Genomic DNA, 22,080 nt, shown 5'->3' with positions numbered 1-22,080 from the left:
TGTTGCCTGAGAGTGCATTGTTAAGTTAAATTTAGTTAAGATTCTGAGTGTAAACTTTTGTCGCACTTCTCCGACACCGCGATCTTACCCGATCTGTCCCCAATTCAAGGCATCCGCATTTATGAAAATTTCTTGGCGAACTATACTACTTTGGACTTTACCCGCCTTAGTCATCGGCTTTTTCTTGTGGCAGGGGGCCTTTGCCCCATCCCCCGCTGAAATGAGCAAGAACACCGCCAGCACCCGCCTGAGCTACGGTCGATTCTTAGATTACTTAAACGCCGGTCGAGTGACCAGCGTTGACCTTTACGACGGAGGTCGGACGGCTATTGTCCTAGCAGTCGATCCCGAACTGGACAATCACGAGCAGCGGTGGCGGGTAGACTTGCCCTCAAATGCCCCGGAACTGGTTTCTAGGCTCAGAGACTCCAAAATCAGCTTTGACACTCACCCACTACGCAACGACGGCGCTGTCTGGGGACTTTTAGGCAATCTAGTATTTCCCCTCTTGTTAGTAGGAGGCCTGTTTTTCCTCTTCCGCCGCGGTGGCAACGTTCCCGGCGGCCCGGGCCAAGCCATGAATTTTGGCAAATCCAAAGCTCGCTTTCAAATGGAAGCTAAAACAGGCGTACTGTTCGACGACGTAGCAGGCGTTGAGGAAGCCAAAGAAGAACTACAAGAAGTAGTGACATTCCTCAAAAAACCCGAACGCTTCACCGCAGTCGGGGCGAAGATTCCCAAAGGCGTGCTGCTAGTTGGCCCTCCCGGAACTGGTAAAACCCTGCTGGCAAAAGCCATCGCAGGCGAAGCCGGCGTGCCTTTCTTCAGCATCTCCGGTTCGGAATTTGTGGAAATGTTCGTCGGTGTCGGCGCTTCCCGCGTTCGCGACTTGTTCAAGAAAGCTAAAGAAAATGCTCCTTGCATCATCTTTATCGATGAAATCGATGCAGTCGGTCGCCAGCGTGGCGCCGGTATCGGTGGCGGTAACGACGAACGGGAACAAACCCTGAACCAGTTGCTGACCGAAATGGACGGTTTTGAGGGCAATACTGGCATTATCATCATTGCTGCCACGAACCGCCCCGACGTGCTTGACTCAGCGTTGCTGCGTCCGGGACGTTTTGACCGCCAAGTTAGCGTAGATACGCCGGATATTAAAGGCCGCTTGGAAATTTTGGAAGTTCACGCGCGCAACAAGAAGCTGTCTGCAGAGATTTCTTTGGACGCCATCGCCCGCCGCACTCCTGGTTTTACGGGCGCTGATTTGGCTAACTTGCTCAACGAAGCTGCTATTTTAACCGCCCGCCGCCGCAAAGAAGCGATTACGATGCTCGAAGTTGACGATGCAGTCGATCGCGTGGTAGCAGGTATGGAAGGCACTCCTTTGGTGGACAGCAAGAGCAAGCGCTTGATTGCTTACCACGAAATCGGCCACGCGATCGTCGGTACAATCATTCAAGCTCACGATCCAGTTCAAAAAGTTACCTTAGTTCCTCGCGGACAGGCCCGCGGCTTGACTTGGTTCATGCCCAGCGAAGACCAAGGTTTGATTTCTCGATCGCAAATTTTAGCCCGGATTAGCGGTGCTTTGGGTGGCCGCGCAGCCGAAGAAGTAGTTTTCGGAGATGCCGAAGTAACCACCGGTGCCGGCAACGACTTGCAGCAAGTCAGCGGTATGGCGCGCCAAATGGTTACTCGCTATGGGATGTCTACCTTGGGCCCGATCGCCCTGGAAGCTCAACAAAGCGAAATTTTCCTCGGCCGCGACTACACAGCGCGATCGGAATATTCCGAAGAAATAGCCTCTCGGATTGACGGACAAGTTCGATCGATTGTCGATCACTGCTACGACGACGCGCGCCGAATTATTCGCGAAAATCGCACCGTGATCGATCGCTTAGTCGATTTGTTGATCGAAAAAGAAACCATCGACGGCGAAGAGTTGCGCCTAATCGTCTCTGAATACACTTTTGTTCCTGAAAAAGAACAATACGTTCCTCAGCTTTAAGACTTGTTTAAAAATTAGGGACACGGCAATGCCGTGTCTTTAAAAAGTAGGGACGCAGCACTATTGCCACGTCCCTACTTTTTTATTAAACTGTCAATAATATTAAACCGCCCCTAAACGCCAATTAACGCAGATGAATACTACATTTGCCATACATACTAAGAATTTGTCATTTTTTTTAATAGCAACTTTGATTTTTGTTTCCCTCAATACTTTGAGCGCCCGCGCCGAAAAATCAAGATGTTTTGTAGATATTTGCATCGACTCCAGCAGCGTTGAATTAAGCAAATCCGATATTCCCGGTGCTCCCTCTTATCCAGTCAGAACTATTTTAGTAACTCAACAGTTTAGTAAGGATAAATTGTTGGCGCAAATGGAAGTTGACTGTCAGCAACGACAGTTGAGAACTGTCAGAGTTAGCCAAGATGGCGAAAATTGGTCTAATTTCTCTCCGAAATGGACTTTAGTCGATGGCCACTCATCTTTGTCTCGGCTGGTTGACTATACTTGTCAATTGGCGATCGCAGAACAAGAGAATAAATAAGTAGACAAACAAAAAAAACAGATCGCCTATATCTTCAACCCAGGGCTTGCGGGTGCAAGTCTGACAAGCAGCGCTTGAAACCGCCGAGTGTTAATATTACACTCAATCTAAAATCTACAATCTAAAATCTAAAATCGGATGACAAACCCCACCGAATATCGGCAAAGACGCGAACAGTTAATGGCAAAAATTGGCAGCGGGACGGCGATATTTCGCAGCGCGCCCGCAGCCGTCATGCACAACGATGTAGAATACGCATACCGACAAGATAGCGATTTTTTCTACTTAACCGGTTTCAATGAAGCTGCGGCGGTAGCAGTGCTGGCGCCGCACCACGAAGAACACAAATTTGTGTTGTTTGTGCAGCCAAAAGACTTGGAAAAAGAAACTTGGCACGGTTATCGCGCCGGAGTAGAAGGCGCTAAGGAATTGTACGGCGCGGATGAAGCTTTCCCCATCGCCGAACTTGCGGAAAAATTGCCGAAATATTTAGAAAAAGCCGATCGCATATACTATCACTTCGGGCGCGATCGTAGTTTCGATCAAACAGTCCTCAATCACTGGCAGCGCTTGATGGCAACCTACCCAAAACGCGGCACAGGCCCCACAGCAATCGAAGATTCCAACATCATTTTACACCCGATGCGGCTTGTGAAAAGCGAAACTGAATTAGCATTAATGCGAAAAGCGGCTAATATCTCAGTTGCAGCGCACAACCGCGCCCAAGAATTCGCCAAACCGGGCAGATACGAATATGAAATTCAAGCTGAAATAGAACATACTTTTGGCTTAAATGGCTGCACTCCGGCTTACCCTTCTATTGTTGCATCCGGTTACAATTCTTGCGTCCTACACTACATCGAAAACAACCGGCAAATGCAGGAAAACGATTTGCTGCTAATAGATGCCGGTTGTGCTTGCGGGTACTACAACGCCGATATTACTCGCACCTTTCCTGTTAGCGGCAAATTTACAGCCGAACAACAGATAATTTATGACTTAGTTTTGCAAGCACAATTGCAGGCAATTAGTCAAGTATATCCGGGAAATCCTTACAGCAAAATTCACGAAACAGCGGTGCGCGTTTTGGTGGAAGGTTTAATGGACTTAAAACTTTTGGTGGGGGACATTGAAGAGATAATTAAAGAAGAGAAATACAAGCCATTTTATATGCACCGCACTGGTCATTGGCTGGGATTGGACGTGCACGATGTCGGCGTTTATCAGTACGGCGAAAATCCGCAAGTTTTGCAGGCAGGACAAGTGCTGACGGTGGAACCGGGGATTTATATTTCTCCTTATATTAAACCCGTGGAAGGACAGCCGGAGGTTCCTGAAAAATGGCGCGGGATTGGCGTGAGAATTGAAGATGATGTTTTGGTGACAGCGGATTGTCATGAAGTCTTGACGGCGGGAGTTCCTAAATAAAGGTAGAAGGCTTTAAGCACAAGTCAAAAAAGATTCTGGCTAATTAAGTTGGCAGTAAAGGCTTGAGCTTTGTTAGTATTAACTTGAAAAAGCTCAAGTCCGCAACTGGCAAACCTAGAGCAATTATGTGTATTGATCCTACCAAGATCGATCGACCTCTCGAAACCTGTGAAGCATTAGTAGCAGAGCAAAAAGCAAAAATTCGGAAACTTGAAGAGGATTTGCAGCAGCAGAGAGAATTGTGCCATAAATTAGAAGCACAACTCAAAGCAGTGGAGAATGCGGACTCTTCGGCTTGGGCAACTGAATCGGATATCACCGAGGACGATCGCATTCAGTTAATCGCATCTCTGGAAAAAAGCCAGGAAATGTACCGAACTCTCATCAAACATTATCCCAATGGCTCGGTGTTTTTGTTCGATCTCGATTTGCGCTATACTCTAGTTGACGGCCAAGGTTTGGCAGTAGTTGGTTTGTCCAAAGAACTGCTGGAAGGCAAAACATTGTGGGAAGTATCCCCACCTGAAGATTTGCCCCTTTTTGAGACTACCTATCGCGCTGCTTTGGCAGGAAAAGAGAATACTTTTGAATATAAATACGGCGATCGTGTTTATTCAACAACAATTGCTCCAGTCAAAAACGACCGGGAAGAAATTTTTGCCGGCATGGTAGTTACTCAGGATATCACCGAAAAAAAACAGGCAGAAATAGCGCTGCAAGAAATCAAAAATCAGCTAAAAATTAAATATCAAAAGCGCACTGAAGACTTAAAAACAGCCAACACTCAATTGCGGGAAGAAATTATCTATCGCTGGCACGCCGAAGAAGCTCTGCGAGAAAGCCAGGAACAGCTAGAATTGTTTTTCTCTCAATCTTTAGATGGTTTTTTCTTTATGATGCTGGACGAACCCGTACACTGGGATGATACAGTTGACAAAGAAAAAGTCTTGGATTACATATTTGCTAAGGGGCGGGTAACGAAGGCAAACGATGCTTTGATAGCTCAATACGGAGGTACCAGGGAAGAGTTTATTGGCCGGACGCTTGACTCTTTATTTTCGCACAACTTGACTGGTAGCAGAGAGATAATAAGGCAATTTTTTGAGGCTGGCAGAATTCACATCGAAAATGAAAATCGCAAGTTTGACGGGGTTCCATTTTGGGTAGAAGGCGACTATATTTGCATTTACGATTCCCACAGCAGAATCGTGGGCTATTTTGGCGTGCAGCGCGATATTAGCGATCGCAAAAAAACAGAAGCAGCGCTGAAAGAAAGTGAAGAAAGGTTCCGACAGCTAGCAGAAAACATTGAAAGCGTGTTTTGGATGGTAAATGTTCAACCGCAGGAAATTATTTATATCAGTCCGGGTTACGAAAAGATTTGGGGCAGAAGCTGCGCTGATTTGTATGCTAACGGGCGCTTTTTTGCAGATTCCCTCCATCCAGAAGATCGCGAGCGCGTTATTGCTAATTTAACTAGACAAATTGAGTCTGAAGACGAGATAGAATATCGAATTGTCCGGCCGGACGGCAAAACCTGCTGGATTCGCGATCGGGCTTTTCCGATTAGAAATCACTCTGGTAAAGTTTACCGCATGGTGGGCATTGCAGTAGATATTACCGCACGCAAACAGGCAGAACAAACCATCCGCGAAAGTGAAGTACGCTTCCGCCAGCTAGCAGAAAATATCCAAGATTCCGTCTGGCTAATGTCTGCGGAATTCACCGATTTATTGTATCTGAGTCCAGCTTACGAACAAATCTGGGGGCGCAGTCGCGAAGAACTGTATGCTGATCCCTTAAAAATGATGGAGTGGCTGCATCCAGAAGATAAACATTTGTTGGAAGAGGCAATGGGGCGAGTGTTGCAGGGCGAGTCCACCAATACCGAATATCGGATTTTTCTGCCAGACGGCACAATTCGCTGGGTGTGCGATCGAGCTTTTCCCATTTACGACGAATCGGGCAAAATTTACCGCATCGCGGGTATTGGCGAAGATATCAGCGATCGCAAATTTACCGAGGTCCGCATCCAAGCAGCACTCCGCGAAAAAGAAGTATTGATCAAAGAAATTCACCACCGAGTCAAAAATAATATGCAGGTAATTTCCAGCCTGCTGCAACTTCAAGCTCAATATATTGAAGACGAACCGACGCTAGCTTTATTTGAAGAAAGCCAGACCCGCATCCATTCAATGGCTCTGATTCACGAGCAATTGTATCAATCCGAACATCTCGATCGCATCGACCTTCCCCCCTACGTCGAAAACTTGGTTGCTAATTTGTATCAATCTTTTGGGTGCGGCAACACTGCCATCAAATTCAATCTCAACCTTGACCCAATTTATTTAAACATAGAAACAGCAATTCCTTGCGGTTTAATTATTAACGAAGTAGTGTCTAATTCCTTAAAATATGCTTTTAGCCAAAGTTTAGCAGGTGAAATTAACATAGAATTTAATGAATTAACTTATCAGCAACTTCAATTAATTATTCAAGATAATGGTAGCGGATTCCCGGCGGGTTTTGACGCAGGAAATGCCGAAACATTAGGATTGCGATTAGTAAGAATGTTGTCTGACCAATTAGAGGCGAGTATTGCAATTGACAGTCAGTGTGGAACCTGCTACACTCTAATTTTTAAAGAGTTAAATTATCGGCGACGCATTTAAAGAAAAATGAACCCTATAAAAATTTTGGTGGTCGAAGACGAAGTTATTGTAGCCCAAGACATAGCAGGCCGATTAAAAAAACTGGGATATGCAGTAACAGCTACAGTTTCTTCAGGAGAAGAAGCAATTCAAAAAGTTCTAGAAAACCCGCCAGATTTAGTGTTGATGGATATCGTGCTTAAAGGTGAGATAGACGGGGTAAAAGCGGCAGAAAAAATCCGAACTAATAGGAATGTGCCGACAGTATTTTTAACAGCTTATGCCGACGATAAAACGCTGCAAAGAGCGAAACTTACAGACCCACTCGGTTATATTATCAAACCATTTCAACAAAATGATTTGCGGGTGGCGATCGAGATTGCCCTGCACAGACACGAAATCGAAACCAAGATGCGAGAATCTCTCAAAGCTGCGGAAGCAGTTAGAGAGTCGGTGGAAGAAAAATCGCACCGCCAAAACCAGTATATTTCAATGGCCGCTCACGAATTGCGGAATCCCCTCAACGCGATTTTAATTTCTGCGGAACTTCTCGATCTTGATCGCACTCGCAGCAGGGACGAATCCCAAGTTAGAACCCTGCGGCTGGTGCACTCAGCTACCCAAAAGATGAACCAGCTAATCGACGATATGCTGTTCATGGGCAGGGCAGAAGCAGGCAAACTCAAATGCAATCCATTACCGATAAATTTAGTCGAATTTTGTCAAGACTTGCTCGCTCAATTGCTGTTAGGAAATGAAGCCAAGCACAAACTGACATTAATCCCCTCAGATGTTACCAGTGCAATATTAGATCAACAATTGCTGCACGGCATTATTTCTAACTTAATCGTCAACGCCATCAAATATTCCCCAAACGGCGGGCAAGTCACCTTAGAATTGGAATGCCGTCAAGCAGGCGAGGGAGACAAAGAAGCTATTTTCTGCTTATCTCCTCAGTGTTTGTTTGGCAATTCCCAATTTACAAATATTAACTCTCCCTCACTAATTCTGCGTATTCGAGACGAAGGTATCGGCATCCCAGAAACCGAAGTAGGGAAAATATTTGAAATGTTTTACCGCTGCAAGAATACGGGAAAGATTAAAGGTAACGGTTTGGGATTAACAATTGTTAAAAAAGCTGTGGAATTGCAAGGAGGCGCGATCGCCTGCGAAAGCAAAATGGGCGTGGGTACCACCTTCACAGTCGCCCTTCCTTACGTAGCACTTTCCTGTAAGACTCAACGAGAAACAAGTTAAATGCCACTACAAACACTAATCAAAGTGTTGCAAAATCCACTCCACAGCCACCGCTAAATTTGCTGCAATAAAATCCGGTTTAGTATGGTGCTGATACTCCCCACTCAACACACTTTCCCCGTAACCAGTCTGCACCAAAATACCAGTACAGCCGGCATTGTGAGCCATATCAACATCAGTCGCTTTATCCCCCACCATAAAACTATTTCGCAAATCTAAATCCTGTTCCCAAGCCGCCGCTACCAACATCCCTGTATTTGGTTTTCGCCACGTCGTATACCGCGTGAATTCTGGGTTAGTTCCGCCTTCGGCTGCGCTTAAATAAGGACAGTAATAAAGAGCATCTAACTTGGCTCCTGCTTCATTTTCTAATAACTGACACAGGCGTTTGTGCAAAGCTTCTACGTGACTAACCGGATAATAATCCCTCGCCGGGCCCGATTGATTGGAAACCAAACAGCAAAATATTTGTTTGTCATTTAAACGGCGTACAGCTTCGGCGACTCCGGGGATTAAATGCAAATCTTCTACTTTGTGGATGTAGCCGGCTTCGATATTGAGAACGCCATCTCTGTCAAGAAATACTGCTCGTTTCATTGTTGTATTGTTTTTTATATAATATAAAACTCGGTGGCATCGGAATTGATATTACCCACAGTTAGGACACGGCAATGCCCAAGGCGTGTCAACTTAAGCTTTTCGTCCGCTAGTCCTCCCACCTACCCGCCAGTCCGCCAGGGAATGAATTCCCTGTCTAATAGCCAAAGTCCTCTAAAAGAGGACTGAATCATTCATTAGTCCTCTTTTAGAGGACTTCAGCTTTGAGGCAGGGGTTTCAACCCCTGTCGGACTATCGCTGTAACGTTAAGTTGACTCCAAGGGACACTGCCCTGTACTCATCATCATTCTAAAATAGATTGTTTGCCTAACCATTGGCGGAAACTATTATGATACAAACTATAGCAAATTTCTCCTCCCATTTCTTGTTTATTTAAGAACTCGATCCAATTGTCTAACGCTTTTTCAACATCGTATTCATCTTGATCAATTATATTGGCGATCGCACTTACAGATAAACTTGCTGTTGATTGTACCAAAACATTCAGCACAGACAACTCGATCGCCGATAAGCCATCACCTCTCATCCGCAGCCAGTGGTTTTGATAATACGCTGCTAAACCGGGAGGAAGTTCAGAGACAAGTGAGGATTCCCCCAGATTAGCATCGGGGCGTGAATTCTCGTTAATGGCAGGTAACATCTGACTCAGATACATGAAATTGTCTTCGCTGACAGTGGCGAGTTGTTGGCCCAATTCCGGTGCAGTTAAATCCGGTGCGGTTGATAGGTATTGCTGAATGTAGTTCAGGGCATCTTCGCGATTTTGGGCGGGATAATCTCTTAAATCGAGGGTTTGAGAGGGCGTTTCAATTAACAAACCGGATTTCTCTCTCAAAAACGGGCGGCGGGCGAGGATAAAATAAGTACGATCGCCCAAATATCTCGGCAGATAAAACAGATTTGAGCTGGGAGGCTGGCTCGTGCGGGCGATCGCGTCTACAGAATCAATGACAATTATCAACTTTTGGCGATCGGCTAATTTATCGCTAATTTGCTGAAGCAACAAAGACAGAAACCAACTCCCATCATGGGATTCGAGATTTTGAAGTTGAGATTTTAGCTTGAGGATTTCGGATGTTTCCCCATTGGCGGCAAGGTATTTGTCAATCAGTTGAGTGCAGACAGAAGCGAGAAAATCTTCAGCTCGATTTTTGCCTTCAATTCCAGCGTTGTAATAGATACTGCGAGGATGGGCGGTAACATATTGGGCGAGGATGGAACTTTTGCCGCAGCCGGGAGTGCCGACAATTGTGAAATAACCGCGGCTGTGGGAGTCCAGAAAGTGGGAAATCGCAGAAAAAACAAACTTGCGGCCGACAAAATTCTCGGTTTTTTCTCGCAGGACTTGCTGAAATTCTATTGGGTAAGCAGCGGTATAGATGGGTGTTGGCAAAGGTGAGGAATTCATGTTAGTGCCTCCATCCCTTCTAGCCGCAGGAAATATACGCGGCCGGATGCGTCGCCTGCCACAATTGTTACTCCATCGGGTGCAATAGCGCAACAGGCGATCGGGCTTTCACAGGTAAAATTAGCAATAACCTTTCCACTCGACAAATCCCAAACTTTGATGGTCTTGTCCGATGAACCAGAAATCGCCCGCTTGCCCTCAGCGGTGAGGGCTACTATATTTACCGAGTCGCTGTGACCTTTGAGAGTAAAAAGTTCGTTTCTAGTTGTTAAATCCCAGACTTTGATGGTGTTGTCCCACGAACCAGAAATTGCTCTCTTGCCGTCAGCAGTAAGGGCGACTGCTGTTACAAATTGGCTGTGAGCTTTGAGAGTAAACTTTTCCTTTCTAGCTATTAAATCCCAGATTTTTACGGTGTTATCCGATGAACCAGAAATTGCTATTTTGCCATCCTCCGTGACCGCCACTGCTTTTACGCAGTCGCTATGACCTTTGAGAGTAAACAGTTCCTTTTGAGTGGTTAAATCCCAGACTTTTAGGGTATTATCCGATGAACCGGAAATTGCCTGCTTGCCGTCGGCGGTGAGGGCTACCGCATTTACCGAGTTGTTATGACCTTCGAGAGTAAACTCTTCCTCTCTTGCTCTTAAATCCCAAACTTTTAGAGTTTTGTCTCTTGAGCCAGAAATTGCCCGCTTGCCATCAGTAGTGACCGCTACGGCATTTACCAAGTAGCTATGACCTCTGAGGGTAAATTCTTCTTTTCCAGTTCTTAAATCCCAAACTTTTACCGCTTTATCCTCTGAAACAGAAATTGCCCGCTTGCCATCGGGGGTGACGGCGACTGCTTTTACCCAATCAGTGTGACCTTTGAGAGCAAACTCTTCCCCTCTTGCTCTTAAATCCCAAACTTTTAGGGTTTTGTCATAGGAACCGGAAACCGCCCTACCATCAGCAGTGACGGTAACTGCACTTACCCAATTGCTGTGACCTTTGAGAGTAAACTCTTCCTTTCGAGTTACTAAGTCCCAAACTTTTAGGGTTTTGTCATAGGAACTAGAAATCGCCCTACCATCAGCAGTGACAGTAACTGTACTTACCCAATCAGTGTGACCTTTGAGAGTAAACTCTTCCTTTCCAGTGGTTAAATTCCAAACTTTGAGGGTGCTGTCATACGAGCCAGAAATTGCTCGTTTTCCATCAGGAGTGACCGCAACTGCATTTACTGAAGCACTGTGAGCGTCAAAAGTAAACTCTTCCTTCCCAGTTGTTAAATCCCAAACTTTGAGGGTTCTATCCCACGAACCAGAAATTGCTCGTTTTCCATCAAGAGTGACAGCGATGGCCCATACCGCGTAACTGTGACCTTTTAGAGTAAACTCTTCCTTTCCAGTTACTAAATCCCAGACTTTGAGGGTGCTGTCCCACGAGCCAGAAATTGCTCGTTTACCATCAGGAGTGACCGCTATCGCATCTACCCAGTAAGTGTGACCTTTTAGAGTAAACTCTTCCTTTCCAGTTACTAAATCCCAGACTTTGAGGGTGTTGTCTCTGGAACCAGAAATTGCCCGCTTCCCATCAGCAGTGACAACAACTGCATTTACCCAGTAAGTGTGACCTTTTAGAGTAAGCTCTTCCTTTCCAGTTGTTAAATCCCAAACTTTTATGGTTTTGTCCCAAGAACCAGAAATCACCCGCTTGCCATCGGGGGTGACAGCAACTACATTTACTGAGTCGCTATGACCTTTGAGAGTAAACTGTTCCTTCCCAGTTGTTAAATCCCAGACTTTTATGGTCTTATCTGCTGAACCAGAAATTACTCGTTTGCCATCAGTAGTGACGGCAACTGCATTTACTAAACTGGTGTGATCTTCAAGTGTACGTATTAATCCTCCTTGGGGAGGAATGAAACAAGGGATTAAAGGACGCAACCAAGGTACTGCTTTCCACTTTTTTACTACCTCCAGCATTGCTTGAATAGAAGGCATTTCAAAGTACAGTAGGCGACCCAATAATTGTTCGGCCAGCTTATTGTTATCTAGTTCCAAAATATCCACTGACATCCACAAGACCGATTGAATCAACTCCAAAGATTTCGCTTTTTCTGGGTTGTACTGTGGGTTAATTACTGCTTCTGAATCATCAATCAGATTAAAATCATCAATAAGTGCTTGTACCCCAAACTCAGGATGCTGAATCTTTGCTATCAGAAAGTTAAAATCAGTCAGTTTTTGATAATACTTTTCTAAATTCCCTGACTTAACATAATTTGGCAGTAAGCTGCCCAGATAAGCACGTTGATAGAAAAGTGGTTTGGCAGCTAACTTGTCAGCAAATTCTCCCATCTCACGCCATCCCCTGTTCTAAATACTCAGTAATCCCTTCTAGTCGCAGGAAATATACGCGGCCGGATGCGTCGCCTGCCACAATTGTGACTCCATCGGGTGCAATGGCGCAACAGGCGATCGAACTTTTACCGGTGAAACTAGCAATGACATTTCCACTCGACAAATCCCAGACTTTGAGGGTTTTGTCATCTGAACCAGAAATTGCCCGCTTGCCATCAGCAGTGACGGCTACTATATTTACCGAGTCGCTGTGACCTTTGAGAGTAAATTGTTCGTTTCCAGTGGTTAAATCCCAGACTTTGAGGGTTTTGTCCCACGAACCAGAAATTGCCCGCTTGCCATCAGCAGTAACGGCGACTGCATATACCGATTTGCTGTGACCTTTGAGAGTAAACTGTTCGTTTCCAGTGGTTAAATCCCAGACTTTGAGGGTTTTGTCTGATGAACCAGAAATTGCCCGCTTGCCATCCTCCGTGACAGCGACTGCATTTACAAATTCGCTGTGACCTTCGAGAGTAAAAAGTTCCTTTCCATTGGTAAAATTCCAGACTCTTAGGGTATTGTCAAATGAACCAGAAATTGCCCGCTCGCCCTCAGCAGTAACGGCTAGTAAATAGACTGATTTTCTGTGACCTTTGAAAGTAAAATGTTCTTTTCCAATTATTACATCCCAGTCTTTGAAAATGTTGTAGAAAAAACCGGAAATTGCCCGCTTGCCATCAGCGGCAACTGTATGTACCAATTTGCTGTGACTTTCAAGAGTAAACAGTTTCTTTCCAATGGTTAAATCCCAGACTTTTAGGGTGTTATCCCACGAACTAGAAATTGCCCGCTTGCCATCAACAGTGACGGCGACTGCATATACCGCTTGCCTGTGACCTTTCAGAGTAAACTCTTCTTTTTGGGTTGTTAAATCCCAGACTTTTAGGGTGTTATCCCACGAACCAGAAATCGCCCGCTTGCCATCAGCAGTGATGGCTACTCCATATACTGAGTAGCTGTTACCTTTGAGGGTAAACTGTTCCTTTCCAGTAATTAAATCCCAGACTTTTAGGGTGTTGTCATCTGAACCAGAAATTGCCCGCTTGCCATCAGCAATAACGGCGACAGTATTTACTGAGTAGCTGTGACCTTCGAGAGTAAACCGTTCGTTTCGAGTTGTTAAATCCCAGACTTTTAGGGTGTTGTCATCTGAACCAGAAATTGCCCGCTTGCCATCAGCAGTGACGGCTACTGCATTTACTGATTTGTTGGAACCTTTGAGAGTAAACTCTTCCTTTCGGGTGGTTAAATCCCAGACTTTTAGGGTGTTGTCTCTTGAACCAGAAATTGCCCGCTTGCCATCAGCAGTAATGGCTACTGCTTTTACTAAATCGTTGTGACCTCTGAGAGTAAACTCTTCCTTTTCAGTTGTTAAATCCCAGACCTTGAGGGTGTTGTCTCTTGAGCCAGAAATTGCCCGCTTGCCATCAGCAGTGACGGCTACTGCTTTTACCAAATCGTTGTGACCTCTGAGAGTAAACTCTTCCTTTTCAGTTGTTAAATCCCAGACCTTGAGGGTGTTGTCTATTGAACCAGAAATCGCCCGCTTGCCATCAGCAGTGACGACTACTACATAGACTGATTTGCTGTGGCCTTTGAGAGTAAACTGTTCGTTTCCAGTGGTTAAATTCCAGACTTTCAGGGTATTGTCCGATGAACCAGAAATCGCCCGCTTGCCATCGGCAGTGACAGCTACTGCATTTACCAAATAGCCGTGACCTTTGAGAGTAAACTCTTCTTTCCCTGTTGTTAAATCCCAGACTTTCAGGGTATTGTCCGATGAACCAGAAATCGCCCACTTGCCATCAGCAGTAACGGCTACTGCATTTACCCAGTCGCTGTGACCTTTGAGAGTAAACTCTTCCTTTCCAGTTGTTAAATCCCAGACTTTCAGGGTATTGTCCGATGAACCAGAAATCACCCGCTTACCATCAGCAGTAACGGCTACTGCTTTTACCGATTTGCTGTGACCTATGAGGGTGCGTAGTAGTCCCCTGCGAGGGGGAGTTAAACATGGTGTCAAAGGACGCAACCAAGGTGCTGCTTTCCCCTGCTTGGCTGCCTCCAGCATTGCCTGAATTTCTGGCATTTCAAAGTACAGTAAGTGCCCTAACAATTGCCCTGCCAGTTGCGTCCTATCTCGCTCTAAAATATCTGCAGACATCCAGAGTACCGTTTGAATCAAGTTCAGGGCTTTCACTTTTTCTGGGTTGTACTCGGGGTTAATTACTGCTTCTGAATTGTCAATTAAATTAAAATCATCAATAAGTGCTTGTACTCCAAATTCAGAATGTTGAAGCTTTGCCATCAGAAATTTAAAATCTGTCAGTCTTTGATAATATTTTTCTAAATTCCCTGACTTAACATAATTTGGCAGTAAACTGCCCAGATAAGCACGTTGATAGGAAAGTGGTTTAGCCGCTAACTTATCAGCAAATTCTCCCATGTCACACTATCCCCTCTTCTAAATACTCAGCAATCCGTTGATTTACTTCCAGAAAAATTCTCCGATTTGAATCCATCTCCCGTTTAGCTTTCAGAAAGTCAAGGAAACTAGCATGATAAATGGTATAGCAGATTTCTCCTTCTACATTCTGCTTTTTCAAATACTCAACCCACTCATCTTCTAAAACCTTTCCCACATCGCATTGATCCACCTTGGCAATTCCAGCAATCATGTCGTAGGGAATGGGCGTGGCAATTTCTAGCAAAATATACAAGACAATCTCCATCAATTGCCCCGGCTTAGCATCTATCCCCATTCGCACCCAATGGTTTTGATAATATTCTTGCAGCCCATCGGGCAATTGCCTTAAACTCAAGTCATTGTAATCACCCTTAGCAATTGCCGGCAAAACATACCGCAAATACATAAAATTATTTTCGCTTTTATTTGCCACTTCCTCAACAAAAGTTGTATCGGGAACCTTGCGGGTTTGAATCCAGTTTTTCAGACCATCTTTATAGTCAGAATCGGTATTTATAACAAAGCGAATATATTCTTTGATATCCTCCTGATTGAAGTTAACATACTTTTCGTCTCTTAAATCTAACTCTTTTTCTGGAACATCTACTAACAGCCGCTTTTTATCGAGGCTATAGGGTCGCCTAGTCAGCAGAAAATATACATGATTGGGCAGATTTTTCGGTAAATGTAAAAGATTACCTCCCGGTTCTTGTTCGACTTCATCCAGTGCATCAATTGCAATTACCAAACGATCGCCCGCCGTGAGTTTTCCCGCCACCTGTGCCAGTAAAGTTGGTAAATCGGCGTCTTCTGATTTTGGTAATTGATAGCGGTCAATTAATTGCCGGCGAATGCTCTTCAAAAACAATTCGGGTCTGTTGCGACGTTCGACGAGAATATTGAAATAGCAGGGAGATTTATGTTCAGACACGTATTTGGCAACGATCGAGCTTTTGCCCATTCCCGCATCCCCGACGATCGTAAAATAACCGTGAGGATTTTCGGTGATAAATTGCTGAAAAGTCTCAAAAACAAATCCGCGCCCGCAAAACCTCCGAATTTTTTCTTCTATTAAAGAGCGAAATTCTTCAGGGTAGGGAGATGAGTTAGAACTTTGGGTGTCAACTAATGGTTGTGATGGTTGATAATACTTCTGTATCAATTTAGTCTGCAGAATCTTCAACTTTCCTGCGCCTTGTTGGTCATAAAGTTCAGGGAAACTCTTTGAAAATTTCTTGTAAATCTCTCCCAGTCGCTGTGTTACAGCAGCTTCTGATATGCTGAATTTTACTGAAAGCTGTGCCTTATTGAGGGGTGCTCTTTCAGGAGAGAAGAGTGCTGCTAATAATGTTTCTTTTTGTTCCATCGATAATCCATGTCTCCCAGATTCGCCTCTAAGGAATTCTTGCCAATCCATCTAGGTTAACCCCTCATTTAACTTTATTACAACTTACGCATCACGCACTTAAATCATCCTGAGCCTTGCCAAGGAGCTCTTAGACGGCTGGGATGCTTGCCAGTCCTGAGCTTTGCGAAGGATAGGGACTCTGCATGACAGTAGTTTAATTATACCTTGAGTATACTTTGATTATACCGACCTCTAATAGACCTAACTTTATACCTCTGGTCAACTTCACTCAATTAAAGTGATGCGATGATTTGATCAGAAGCACAAAAGCAATTTTTGATAAACATTAGAGGTCACTAGAAATGAATCTTAACTTATTCGGCAACTCACACCGTGACGAAGATAATAGCAAAATGGATGAAATCCCATCACTTGGGATAGGTATAAAAATTATTAGCCAAATTGCCGATGAGCTTAGTTATACCCACACTTCTGACCGTCGAAACTGTCTGTTAATTGTAAAATATTTTCAGCCTGTACTACCTCACCCTAGCACTCAAGCTGATTGTTTTAAGCGAGCGACCGATACTTTAAACATTTTCAACTGGCTGAAAGAGCAAAAAACTAGCCAATCCGATCGCAGTTCTAACCAGCCACTGCAAAAAATAACTCTTCAGCTCAATAGTGAGGTTGCCACGGTCACTCAAGTTTTATGGTGGGTCGAACAGTTAGAGAATCTACCACTTCCCGAAGAAGTTTTGCAGCTTTGTAAACTTGCGACGGTCGAGGGGTTTATCAATGCTATTCACCACCACAAAAATATGCCATCAAACACTCCGATCGATCTTGCGATCGCAGTATTTAACGAACGCATAGAAATTCAAATTTGGGATTGGGGAAACCCTCTTAATTTCCCAACCAAAGTTAAAAGTGAACAATCGCCAGCAAAAGATACCTTCGGTTTAAAGGATCTGCAATTTATGTTTTAGCAAAGATGGCTACATCTGCAAATCCTTCTTTAATTAGTTCTGCGTGACTAGGATCGATAGGTTTTAATTTCCTGCCACATTTGCCCTAAAAATCAGGGCATAGCGCAAATTAAAACTCACATTTTCTGCCCTACATTCTCCCTTTTTGCCTCAGTAGGACATCTGTAGAAACAAAAAACTTCAATATTTAGCAGAGGAAACCATTATGAACTCTAACTTAGAAAATTCGCACCGTGACGAAAATTTTAGCGAAATCGATGAAATAGGCAAAATAGGTATAAAACTTATTGGCAAAATTGCCGATGAGCTAAGTTATACCCGCACGTCTGCCGGTCGAAACTGTCTGTTAATTGTAAAATATTTTCAGCCCGGTCTAGTACCACCCCAACCTAGCACTGAAGCTAGTATTTTTAAGCGTGCGATCGACGTTTTACACAGCTTTAACTGGCTTCAAGAGCAACGGAATTCCCAATCCGAGCCAAGTTATAACCAGCCACTTCACAAAATTAAAATTCAAGTAAGTAGCGAGCTCCAGGCTGTTACTCAAGTTTTATGGTGGGTCGAGCAGTTTTTTAGAGCCTCTACCCATTCCCGAAACAGTTTTGCAGCTTTGTAAGCTTGCTGCGATCGAGGGTTTTGCCCATGCGGTTCGCCACGCCCACACAAATCAGTCATTGAAAACTCCAAAAATAGAACTGGCGATCGCAGTATTTAACAAACGCCTAGAGATCGAAATATGGGATTGGGGCAAGCCTTTTGACCTCAAGACCAAGCTGAAAGAAGAATTGCCCGAAAAAACTCTGTTTAGTTGGAACGACCTGGCCTTTACTCTTCACTAAAGCTGTTCTGAGATTGCCAGTTTTCCCTGGACAACAGAAAGGAAGTTTTTTGTGGTGATTACCGATACTACTCCCAAGATTCTCGTTGTGGATGATGACCCATCCATCCCCAATTTAATTCATCGCTTTTTTAATCATAAATACCAAGTATATTCGGCAGCAGATGGCGAGACTTGTTTAGCATTGTTTGAGAAATTAAACCCACTGCTAGTAATTCTCGATTGGAATTTGCCGGATACTACTTAGAGCTTTATAGCTCGATCAAAATAGGTAAAAACCGATGGTGAAAGCTGAGGGGGCGGAATGTAGCTGACAGCAGATGATGGATGATTGGGAAGACTAACATCGAGTTTTAGATGCCCGACTTTCCTCGTCCCCAGGTCTGGAAACCAGCTAAATTGTAGGGACACGGCACGGCCGTGTCCTGACTTAGATATTCTAGTTTTTAGCCGCCCCAAACCTTCTTCAAAACATCTTGAGGAGAGATGTCTGCCATTTTGCCAGTAGGAGATTTAATGCCCAAAAATCGATCGCTCTTTGGCAGCAATTTCGCCGGTTCAGTCGGGCCAAACAAAGCTATTGTATAAGTTTGAACCGCCACAGCTAAGTGCATCGGCGCACTGTCAGTACATATCATCAAATTAGCAGCAGCAATTGTCGCCGCCAACTTGCCGACATCATCCGGCGAGATAACTTTTACATTTGGACATGACTCGACTAACTTTGTCACGAAGTCTGCATCTTCGGGGCCTTTCACAACAACAACGGGCAAATTCGGCTGCCGCTGCTGACAATCTTCAATTATTTGCTTCCAGTTGTCTGTAGGGTAAATTTTGTCAATACCTTTAGACACAGCTAATTGACTCGAACCGCCGTGAATCAAAATGTAGCCGCTTTCTTTTACGCCCAACCGCTGCTGTTCGGCTTCTGCCCACTGAATGTCCTGTTTTGGTACATTAATTGCGATCGCCGGACAAGGATTTGTAATGTTAAATCCTTGCAGCAAATCATGGTACATTGAAGCGGCGTACTGTTCAGTTTTCAGCGGTACAGCAGCAGTGAGAAATCGAGCGCCGTTGGTTCCCGAATAGCCAACTCTCTGCGGAATGCCGGTCAGCCACAGCAGCAGTCCTACAGTCCACCGCTGGCCGAGGGAAATCACTGCTTCGTATTCGCGATCGCGAATTACGCCCAGTAAATTGCCCAAATCTGCCATAGCGTTGCGGTCTTTGAAATTGTACGTCAAGACTTCTTTGACGGATTTGCAGACTCGGTAAGCACCCTTTGCCCTCGGTTCCACGATGACATCAATTTGCGCGTCGGGATAAGACTGCTTGAGGTCATCAAGAGTGGGGAAAAATAAAATTTGGTCGCCAATCCCGCCAGGGACAAGTGCTAGTATTCGCATCATAAACGATCGGGCTATTATTGATCGAGGTAGCTCTCAGAGATCGGCTCTCAACTATCAGCTTATAGTATTTCTAGACCTTAAAATCTACTGGCTGACAGCTAAACAACTGACTCAAAAGTACAGGACGCTCTTATTATATATATCTAGTTGGGTTAAAAACGGTTAGTAAATGCACTTATTAATTCCTGCAGCGGGTTCGGGGCGACGGATGGGGAGTCAGCGGAACAAACTGCTGCTGACTTTGCTCTCTAAACCTCTGCTGAGTTGGACTTTGGCTGCGGCTGAAGCTTCGCAGCACATTAGCTGGATTGGCATCATGGGCCAGCCAGACGATTTTCCTGATTTTAAAGCAATTCTGAGCGATTTATCTTTGGTCAAGCCCGTGGAACTGATTAAAGGAGGCGCCACCAGGCAAGAGTCAGTTTACAACGGTTTGCAGGCTTTGCCCCCCAATGCCGATCGAGTGTTGATTCACGACGGGGCTAGGTGTTTGGCAACTGCTGAATTGTTCGATCGCTCAGCAGAGGCCCTGTTGACCTGTGCGGGCTTGATTGTCGCCGTCCCGGTCAAGGATACGATTAAGGTCGTAGATGAGCGTCGGATCGTGCGAGACACCCCGGACAGAAGCAATTTGTGGGCGGCCCAGACTCCCCAAGGATTTGAAGTGAAATTGTTAAAGCAGTGTCACCAAGAAGGGCGACAGAAAGGTTGGGAAGTTACAGACGATGCGGCTTTGTTTGAAAAATGCGGTTTACCAGTGCAAATTGTGGAGGGAGAAGAGACGAATTTGAAAGTCACAACGCCCGTAGATTTAGCACTAGCTGAATTTATTTTGCGGCAGAGATACGGGGAATAGTTTTAAATTGTGTAAAGAAAAATTGGGAATTGGCAATGGGAATTGGTAAGCTAACTAAGTCCTAATAAAAACTCAGAATACCCAGATACCCGACTTTTTAAAGAAGTTGGGTATCTAATAACCCTCGCCTTTTAGCTTTAATTAAATTGACCTGCTTAGTAAGGGCTGGCTGTTGGTCGGACGATAATTTCGCTAACATCAACATCGTCAGGTTGTTCGATCGCAAATACAATCGACCGCGCGATCGCAGCAGCAGGAATAGCTACTTTGCGGAATTCTTGCATTCCCGATCTTGCAGTTTCATCAGTGATGCTCTCGGCTAACTCAGACTCCGTTACTCCAGGAGAAATCACCGTCACCCGAATGTCGCCCCCAACTTCTTGTCTCAAGCCTTCTGAGATGGCTCTAACGGCGAATTTAGTAGCACAGTAAACAGCAGCAGTGGGAGAAACCGCGTGTCCGCCGATCGAGGAAAGATTAATAATCTGACCAGATTTTTGTGCTTTCATGACAGGAAGTGCCGCCGCGATGCCGTACAAAACACCTTTGATATTGACATCAATCATGCGATCCCATTCCTCAACTTTCAGTTGTTCGAGTGCAGATAGGGGCATGACTCCAGCATTGTTAATCAGGACATCTACGCGATCGAACTTGCTCTGGGCAAATTGAACTATCGCCTCCATTTGACTGCGTTGCGTGACATCAAGAGCCTGGTATTCGACTGTTCCACCCTCCGCACGAATGTCCTTGGCGATCGCTTTTAGGCGATCGGTGCGACGTGCGCCTAAAACAACTTTTGCGCCGTTTTTGGACAACAACTTAGCGCTGGCTTCACCGATTCCACTACTGGCCCCGGTGATAACAACAACTTTGTTTTCTACGTTCAACATGGTTATTTTCCCTTTTCTTAAAGTTGATTTCAATTAAATAAACTGACCGCCAGAGACTTCGATTCTCTGTGCATTCACCCATCTGTTTTCTTCGGATAGCAAAGAGGCGATCGCACCGCCGATATCATCAGGAAGACCGACGCGACCTAGGGCGGTTTGCGAAGCGATAAAGTTGTTAATCTCAGGATTGTCACGCACCGCACCGCCATTAAAATCCGTTTCAATCGCGCCGGGGGCCACCACATTCACGGCAATCTGTCTTTGTCCCAGTTCTTTCGCCATGTATCGGGTCAAAACTTCGATCGCTCCCTTCATGCTTGCATAAGCTGCATAGCCCGGTAGAGCAAAACGGGCAAGTCCCGACGAAATATTGACAATCCGTCCTCCATCATTTATCAAAGGCAGAAGTTTCTGCGTGAGGAAGAAAACGCCCTTTACATGAATATTCATCAAGCGATCGAAATCATCTTCGGTGGTATCAGCAAAAGACGCATGAACCCCAATACCAGCATTATTCACGAGGAAATCAAAATGCTCTGTCTGCCATTTATCTTGAAGTGACTGCTTGACTTGTTCCACAAAACCGTCAAAGGTTTTCGTGTTTGAAGTATCCAGTTGCAGTGCAACCGCTTGAGCTCCGATATCGGCGATCGCAGATACGACATTTTTTGCATCCTCATCGCTGTTGTGATAAGTCACGATGACATCTACTCCTTTTCTGGCAAGGGTCAAAGCGGTATTTTTGCCAAGTCCTCGGCTCGCCCCTGTTACCAATGCGATTTTCGTATTGTCTTTGGTCATTACCTTATCCTTTTATTGGTTTATTGGGATGTGTTCATCCTATGACTAAAAGCAAGGGTGTTGAATACACAGACCTCGCAATTTATTGCCTAATCCTCCAAAGCCATATTTTCTGAATGGCTCAAGATGCTCTATGATCAGCAAAAGGAAATGGTTAAATCAATCAAAAAA

17 protein-coding genes and 1 pseudogene are annotated in these 22,080 nt (G+C 44.9%); 10 read left to right on the top strand and 8 right to left on the bottom strand.

Annotation, left to right across the window (positions count from 1 at the left end):
* Positions 1 to 121: 121 nt before the first annotated feature.
* From ftsH2 to QUB25_RS04245, 5 genes are all read left to right on the top strand, one after another.
* A complete protein-coding gene (gene ftsH2, locus QUB25_RS04265) occupies positions 122 to 2,008 on the top strand; it encodes an ATP-dependent zinc metalloprotease FtsH2 (protein WP_006633417.1) in 1,887 nt (628 codons plus the stop codon).
* Between the two features lie 133 nt (positions 2,009 to 2,141).
* Positions 2,142 to 2,552, top strand: a complete 411-nt coding sequence (locus QUB25_RS04260) for a hypothetical protein (RefSeq protein WP_333182123.1) — start codon at positions 2,142 to 2,144, stop codon at positions 2,550 to 2,552.
* Between the two features lie 138 nt (positions 2,553 to 2,690).
* Positions 2,691 to 3,980, top strand: coding sequence for an aminopeptidase P N-terminal domain-containing protein (locus tag QUB25_RS04255; RefSeq protein WP_333182122.1), 1,290 nt, complete (start codon positions 2,691 to 2,693; stop codon positions 3,978 to 3,980).
* A 125-nt stretch (positions 3,981 to 4,105) separates the two neighbouring features.
* The gene (locus QUB25_RS04250) at positions 4,106 to 6,652 is read left to right on the top strand and encodes a PAS domain S-box protein (RefSeq protein ID WP_333182121.1); all 2,547 of its coding nucleotides are present in this window, start codon (positions 4,106 to 4,108) and stop codon (positions 6,650 to 6,652) included.
* 6 nt (positions 6,653 to 6,658) lie between these two features.
* Entirely contained in the window at positions 6,659 to 7,888 is a 1,230-nt protein-coding gene (locus QUB25_RS04245; protein ID WP_333182120.1) for an ATP-binding protein, read from the top strand.
* 15 nt (positions 7,889 to 7,903) lie between these two features.
* Here the strand turns inward: QUB25_RS04245 and QUB25_RS04240 are convergent, their stop codons facing one another.
* The 5 genes from QUB25_RS04240 to QUB25_RS04220 form a co-directional block, all read right to left on the bottom strand.
* Positions 7,904 to 8,485, bottom strand: a complete 582-nt coding sequence (locus QUB25_RS04240; protein WP_333182119.1) for an HAD family hydrolase — start codon at positions 8,483 to 8,485, stop codon at positions 7,904 to 7,906.
* 305 nt (positions 8,486 to 8,790) lie between these two features.
* Positions 8,791 to 9,915 carry an ATP-binding protein gene (locus QUB25_RS04235; RefSeq protein ID WP_333182118.1) on the bottom strand — a complete coding sequence of 375 codons (1,125 nt, stop codon included), beginning with the start codon at positions 9,913 to 9,915 and terminating at the stop codon, positions 8,791 to 8,793.
* Complete coding sequence (locus QUB25_RS04230) at positions 9,912 to 12,260, bottom strand: WD40 repeat domain-containing protein (RefSeq protein ID WP_333182117.1); 2,349 nt, start codon at positions 12,258 to 12,260, stop codon at positions 9,912 to 9,914. The genes QUB25_RS04235 and QUB25_RS04230 overlap by 4 nt, the downstream gene beginning before the upstream one ends.
* A gap of 1 nt (position 12,261) precedes the next feature.
* Complete coding sequence (locus tag QUB25_RS04225) at positions 12,262 to 14,751, bottom strand: WD40 repeat domain-containing protein (protein ID WP_333182116.1); 2,490 nt, start codon at positions 14,749 to 14,751, stop codon at positions 12,262 to 12,264.
* Position 14,752: 1 nt separating this feature from the next.
* On the bottom strand, positions 14,753 to 16,138 hold the full coding sequence (locus QUB25_RS04220) for an NACHT domain-containing protein (RefSeq protein ID WP_333182115.1): 1,386 nt from the start codon (positions 16,136 to 16,138) through the stop codon (positions 14,753 to 14,755).
* 344 nt (positions 16,139 to 16,482) lie between these two features.
* Here QUB25_RS04220 and QUB25_RS04215 point away from each other — a divergent pair, with 344 nt between their 5' ends.
* From QUB25_RS04215 to QUB25_RS04200, 4 genes and pseudogenes are all read left to right on the top strand, one after another.
* Positions 16,483 to 17,109, top strand: a complete 627-nt coding sequence (locus QUB25_RS04215; RefSeq protein WP_333182114.1) for an ATP-binding protein — start codon at positions 16,483 to 16,485, stop codon at positions 17,107 to 17,109.
* 205 nt (positions 17,110 to 17,314) lie between these two features.
* Positions 17,315 to 17,725, top strand: a complete 411-nt coding sequence (locus QUB25_RS04210) for a hypothetical protein (protein ID WP_333182113.1) — start codon at positions 17,315 to 17,317, stop codon at positions 17,723 to 17,725.
* Entirely contained in the window at positions 17,712 to 17,948 is a 237-nt protein-coding gene (locus tag QUB25_RS04205) for an ATP-binding protein (RefSeq protein WP_333182112.1), read from the top strand. The genes QUB25_RS04210 and QUB25_RS04205 overlap by 14 nt, the downstream gene beginning before the upstream one ends.
* Positions 17,949 to 18,005: 57 nt before the next feature.
* Positions 18,006 to 18,191 (top strand): annotated as a pseudogene (locus QUB25_RS04200) (response regulator transcription factor); the annotation flags it as partial.
* 202 nt (positions 18,192 to 18,393) lie between these two features.
* On the opposite strand, the gene QUB25_RS04195 reads toward QUB25_RS04200, so the two are convergent.
* The gene (locus tag QUB25_RS04195; protein ID WP_333182164.1) at positions 18,394 to 19,356 is read right to left on the bottom strand and encodes a glycosyltransferase family 9 protein; all 963 of its coding nucleotides are present in this window, start codon (positions 19,354 to 19,356) and stop codon (positions 18,394 to 18,396) included.
* Between the two features lie 172 nt (positions 19,357 to 19,528).
* On the opposite strand from QUB25_RS04195, the gene ispD reads away from it, so the two are divergent.
* Positions 19,529 to 20,215: a 2-C-methyl-D-erythritol 4-phosphate cytidylyltransferase gene (gene ispD / locus QUB25_RS04190; RefSeq protein ID WP_333182111.1), complete on the top strand. Its 687-nt coding sequence runs from the start codon at positions 19,529 to 19,531 to the stop codon at positions 20,213 to 20,215.
* Between the two features lie 155 nt (positions 20,216 to 20,370).
* On the opposite strand, the gene QUB25_RS04185 is transcribed toward ispD, so the two are convergent.
* Positions 20,371 to 21,108, bottom strand: a complete 738-nt coding sequence (locus QUB25_RS04185; RefSeq protein ID WP_333182110.1) for an SDR family oxidoreductase — start codon at positions 21,106 to 21,108, stop codon at positions 20,371 to 20,373.
* 33 nt (positions 21,109 to 21,141) lie between these two features.
* The gene (locus QUB25_RS04180; RefSeq protein ID WP_333060109.1) at positions 21,142 to 21,909 is read right to left on the bottom strand and encodes an SDR family oxidoreductase; all 768 of its coding nucleotides are present in this window, start codon (positions 21,907 to 21,909) and stop codon (positions 21,142 to 21,144) included.
* Positions 21,910 to 22,080: the final 171 nt, after the last annotated feature.

Origin of the sequence: Microcoleus sp. B3-D7, from assembly GCF_036705305.1 — a bacterium.
Lineage (GTDB): Bacteria > Cyanobacteriota > Cyanobacteriia > Cyanobacteriales > Microcoleaceae > Microcoleus.
Note: the sequence above shows the minus strand (reverse complement) of the source record. Positions and strands in the feature narration are given on the sequence as shown.